Origin of the sequence: Allosphingosinicella sp., assembly GCF_036387215.1 — a bacterium.
Classification (GTDB): Bacteria; Pseudomonadota; Alphaproteobacteria; order Sphingomonadales; family Sphingomonadaceae; genus Allosphingosinicella.
On sequence record NZ_DASVUE010000249.1, the window covers coordinates 1 to 4704 of the forward strand.

Consider the following 4704-nt stretch of genomic DNA (forward strand, 5'->3'; position numbering starts at 1 on the left):
CGGCACTCCTCCGCGCCGTCGCACAGATTGTCGTGGGGGACGGCGTCGTGAAGCTCGTCCTTGAGGCCGAGGCGCGCGTCCATATGGCCGGACGTGGTGGAGATTGCGGCGGCGGCGTCGATGATCCGCGGACCTTCGGCCCAGCCGCGGGCGATCGCATCGCGGAGCGCCAGGGTGGCGCCCTCGTCGCCGAGGTTGCGCACCGTCGTGAAGCCGGCGTTCAGCGTCTTCCTCGCATTCCAGGCGGCTTCGTAGGCGCCCATCTGGCCGCTGTCCGTGAAGCCGGCGAGCAGTCCCTCATTGCCCGCGCGGTCGGAGGCGAGGTGGACGTGGCTGTCGATGAGGCCGGGAAGGACGAAGCGGTCGCGAAGGTCGATCACCTTCGCGCCCGCCGGAGCCGCGGCAAAGCCGTTCTCGACCGAGACGATCTTGCCGCCGCGGACGATCAGGCTGGCGTTGCGCCGCGGCGGCCGCCCGGGGCGGTCGAGCAGCGTTCCCGCGTGGATGACGGCATAGCCTTCTTCGGCCTGTGCGGTGGGCGGAGCGGCCTGGACGGGGGCTGCGGCGATGAGAGCGGCGAGGAAGAGCATGCTGGGACCCCCTTTGGATTCGCAGCAAGGATAGGCGCGCGGGAAGGGGCTGTCAGCTAGTCCTCGAACGCTTCCACGCGGCTGTGGCGGCCGGTGAGATAGGCGTCGGCGACGAGGCGGAGCGGGCGGATGTCGACGTGCGAGCGGCGTTCGTCGATGAGGTCCGCGAATTCGGAATAGATGGACGGATATTCGCCCTCCCCGCCGCTCGCCTGCAGCTCGCCGCCGATCGAAAGGCGGGAGCCGCCGTGGCTGAGCAGAAGCTCGGTTCCCTCGGCGGTCTCGACGGCGATGTTCCAGGCTTCGTCGCCCGTGTGGTTCCAGTTGAAGTCCGCCGTGAGGGTGCCAGTGCCGGTGGAGCTTGCGAAGGTCAGGCGGGCGGCGATCGGGGTCTGCCGGTTCTCGGGGAACATCAACTCCGCCTCGCGCACGAACAGCTCGCCCGGGAAGATGCGGGTGGCGATCGAGAGCGCATTGATGCCGGGATCGAACACGCCGAAGCCGCCCGGCTGCCAGATCCATTGCTGGCCGGGATGAAATTTCCGCACATCCTCGTGCCAGACGATCTCCATCCGGCTGATCTCCTGCCCCGCAAGCCGCTTGGCAGCGGCGGTGACTGCGGGATTGTACTGGGCGTGCCAGGTGGTGAAGAGCGACACCTGGTGGCCCGCCGCGAGGCAGGCGAGATCCTCCACTTCGGCCAGGGTCACCCCCGGCGGCTTTTCGAGCAGGCTGTGGAGCCCGGCCTGGATGCAGTCGCGGGCGATTCCGTAGCGCACCGAGGGCGGAGTGCAGATCGCGACCGCGTCGAGATCAGGGACTTCGCGAAGCATATCCTGGTGGCTGGTGAAGGATCGGACGCCCTGAACGCCGTTGCCCTGGCGGCTGACGGTGGCGACGAGTTCGAAGCGGCGATTGCCGGCGATCGCGGGGACATGCTGGTCCTCGGCGATCTTCCCGAAGCCGATGATCGCAATCCGGAGCGGGCGCATCAGCCGCTCAACCCCCGGACATATGCCTCGGCCTGCGCGGCCACCTCGGCGGCGGATTGGCCGGGCTTGTAGACGCCGGAGCCGAGGCCGAAGCCGCTGGCGCCCGCGTCCAGATAAGCGCGCATGTTGCCGGGTTTGACGCCGCCGACCACGAGCACGGGCACCGTCTTCGGAAGCACCGCCCGCATCGCCTTGACGACGGCGGGGGAGGCGGCTTCGGCGGGAAAGAGCTTCAGCGCATGCGCACCCGCTTTCAGCGCCTCAAATCCTTCCGACGGCGTATAGAAGCCCGGCGCGGACACCAGGCCGGCAGCCGCGGCTGCGGCGATGACTTCAGTGTCGGTGTTGGGAGACACGATGATCCGGCCGCCGGCGTCGCGGACGCGGGCGACGTCGTCGACGCTGAGCACCGTGCCGGCGCCGATGAGGGCGCGGTCGCCGAGGCTCCTCGCGAGAATGCCGATACTCTCGAGCGGATCGGGGGAGTTGAGCGGCACCTCGATGATCCGGATCCCGCCGCCGTAAATCGCCTCTCCGATCGCTTCCGCGTCCGTCGGCGTCACTCCGCGGATAATCGCCACCAGCGGGCATTCGGAGAGCCGCCGTTGCAGCTCCTCATTGGGGTTCATTGGACGAGCTCCGCCAAATGCCTGACGCCGGCAAGGAATGCCGCTTCGCCGTCTACCTCGCGCGCCTCGTGTCCCGCAAGGCGAAGCGCGGCCGCGAACAGGCCGGTAAGCTCGGGCCGGCCCATGACGACGACTTCGCCGTCGGGCGCGGAGCGGAGGCCGATCCTGAGGTCGGTGCCGATCAGGAGGCCGCTCGTATAGGAGGCGGCGTCCGAGCGCTCCCGCTTCCCGAGCAGCACCCGGGCACGGACCGAGAACAGCTCGGCCGTGAGGTCGTCGCCTTCGAGCCCGCGCCGAACGCCCGCTTCGAACGCGGCGCCGGTATTGGCCGGCTCCTGCAGAAGATCGGCGAGGATGCTGTGCTCGCGGAGGAGGTTGAACATCTCGCCGGTCATGATGGTGCGGAAGGAGGCGATCCGCCCGTCCTCCATCTTCACCCACTTGTTGTGCGTGCCGGGGTGGCAGACGAGCGCATCGGGCGGGATCATTCCGTCGGCAAAGGCGCCGAGCATCTGCACCTCCTCGCCGCGCATCACGTCGGCCGCATCGCCGCTGTCGTAGGCGACGCCGGGAACGATCGCGATATGATCCCGAACCACCCATTTGAGGCTTGCGGCAAGCTCGGGAAGGCCTGCTGGGCAGGGGGCGTAGGGCGCCTCCACCCAGCCGCGGTTGGACCCGATCATGCCCGCCATCAGCAGCGGGCGGTCGCCGAGCCGGCCCTTGATCTCGGCCACCGCGCGGTCGAATCCGCCCTTGCCGACGGCGAGGATCCCCTGATCGTCCTCCATCTCGTCCGACAGCCGCCCGTCGGAGCCGATCAGATAGGCGCGGCGATTGGTGGTGCCCCAATCGACCGCAATGAAACCGTCCGCCCAGCGCATCTCGTTCCTCTCGTCCCGCCTTCCTAACGTGCAAGCCGGCATTGTGTCCCCAAGCTTCTTGCACCGCCGCCCGGACCCTTTATTGGAATTGTCGGATAAATGATCGGCATTGCAACCTTATCGGGGCTGACCCCTTATTCCCTCATGCCCGCGCCGGCCCGTAGAGCGGCGCCCGAAGGAGCACGTCATCGCTAATTTCATGTTCGCGACCGGGATCGAGAACAGCATCCCGACGATCAACAATGGTCGCACCCGCATCGACCAGATGGAATCCTGCGGCCATTATGAGCGGTGGCGCGAGGATTTCGACCTCGTCCAGGATCTCGGCATCCAGTATCTGCGCTACGGGCCGCCGATCCACCGGACGCTGCTCGGCCCGGGCAAATATGATTGGGAATTCGCCGACATCACGCTTGCCGACCTCAAGCGGCGGGACATCGTCCCGATCGTCGACCTCTGCCATTTCGGCGTTCCCGACTGGCTCGGCAACTTCCAGAATCCGGATTTTTCCACCCAGTTCGCCAATTATGCCGGCGCGTTCGCGGACCGTTATCCGTGGGTGCAGCTCTATACGCCGGTCAACGAGATGTTCATCTGCGCGATCTTCTCGGCCAAATACGGCTGGTGGAACGAGCAGCTGAAGACCGACCGCGGGTTCGTCACGGCGCTGAAGCACATCGTCAAGGGCAACGTGCTCGGCATGATCGAGATATTGAAGCGGCGGCCGGACGCGATCTTCATCCAATCGGAATCCTCCGAATATTTCCATGCCGACAGCCCGGCTGCCATCGGCCCGGCCGAAGTGATGAACTCGCGCCGTTTCCTCTCGCTCGACCTCAATTACGGCCGCCGCGTCGACAGCGAGATGTACGAATATCTGATGGATAACGGGATGACGAAGGAGGAGTACCACTTCTTCCTTCACAACCGGATGAAGCAGCACTGCATCCTCGGCAACGACTATTACATGACCAATGAGCACCGCGTGTTCGCCGACGGGCACACGACCTCGTCCGGAGAGGTGTTCGGCTACACCGAGATCACCCGGCAATATTATAATCGCTACCGCCTTCCGGTGATGCATACCGAGACCAACCTTCGCGAGGGCCCGAAAGGCGACGAGGCGGTGCAGTGGCTCTGGAAGGAATGGGCGAGCGTTCTCCGGCTTCGGAACGTCGGAATCCCGACGGTCGGCTTCACCTGGTATTCGCTTACCGACCAGGTCGATTGGGACACCGCGCTTCGCGAGCAGAACGGCAACGTCAACCCGCTCGGGCTCTACGATCTCGATCGCAACATCCGTCCCGTCGGCCGGGCCTATAAGAAGCTGATCCAGGACTGGCGCGAGGTGCTTCCGGCGTCGAGCATGTGCCTCGCGGTACCGATCGTCCCGCCGTCGCAATCGGCGCGCGTTCACGCATTCCACCAGCAGGCGGCCGCAGCCAACATGAACGAGCAGCTTCCGGCCCAGCCGGCGAACCCGGAAGTCGGGTAGGAGACGGAGACGATGAAGATCGGCCGCATCGAGACCTTCTACGTGCCGCCGCGCTGGCTGTTCGTGCGGGTGGAGAGCGAGGACGGCGCCGTCGGCTGGGGCGAGGCGAGCCTC

Annotated in this window: 5 protein-coding genes; 1 reads left to right on the forward strand and 4 read right to left on the reverse strand. The window is 66.4% G+C overall.

What is annotated here, in order from left to right:
• The 4 genes from VF662_RS10160 to VF662_RS10175 all read right to left on the reverse strand — a co-directional run.
• Positions 1-590 (reverse strand): amidohydrolase family protein (locus VF662_RS10160; protein ID WP_464140595.1); only part of this gene is annotated, 590 nt, incomplete at its 3' end.
• Between the two features lie 56 nt (positions 591-646).
• Positions 647-1582: a Gfo/Idh/MocA family protein gene (locus VF662_RS10165; protein WP_464140597.1), complete on the reverse strand. Its 936-nt coding sequence runs from the start codon at positions 1580-1582 to the stop codon at positions 647-649.
• Positions 1582-2211, reverse strand: a complete 630-nt coding sequence (locus VF662_RS10170) for a 2-dehydro-3-deoxy-6-phosphogalactonate aldolase (protein WP_464140599.1) — start codon at positions 2209-2211, stop codon at positions 1582-1584. The genes VF662_RS10165 and VF662_RS10170 overlap by 1 nt, the downstream gene beginning before the upstream one ends.
• Entirely contained in the window at positions 2208-3095 is an 888-nt protein-coding gene (locus tag VF662_RS10175; protein WP_464140602.1) for a 2-dehydro-3-deoxygalactonokinase, read from the reverse strand. The genes VF662_RS10170 and VF662_RS10175 overlap by 4 nt, the downstream gene beginning before the upstream one ends.
• 199 nt (positions 3096-3294) lie before the next feature.
• Here VF662_RS10175 and VF662_RS10180 point away from each other — a divergent pair, with 199 nt between their 5' ends.
• A complete protein-coding gene (locus VF662_RS10180; RefSeq protein WP_464140604.1) occupies positions 3295-4590 on the forward strand; it encodes a family 1 glycosylhydrolase in 1296 nt (431 codons plus the stop codon).
• Positions 4591-4704 lie beyond the last annotated feature (114 nt).

Bases quoted from the DNA above. Each gene is read 5' to 3' on its own strand.
- VF662_RS10165 (WP_464140597.1), bottom strand. From the start codon at position 1,582: ATGCGCCCGCTCCGGATTGCGATCATCGGCTTCGGGAAGATCGCCGAG.
- VF662_RS10170 (WP_464140599.1), bottom strand. From the start codon at position 2,211: ATGAACCCCAATGAGGAGCTGCAACGGCGGCTCTCCGAATGCCCGCTG.
- VF662_RS10175 (WP_464140602.1), bottom strand. From the start codon at position 3,095: ATGCGCTGGGCGGACGGTTTCATTGCGGTCGATTGGGGCACCACCAAT.
- VF662_RS10180 (WP_464140604.1), top strand. From the start codon at position 3,295: ATGTTCGCGACCGGGATCGAGAACAGCATCCCGACGATCAACAATGGT.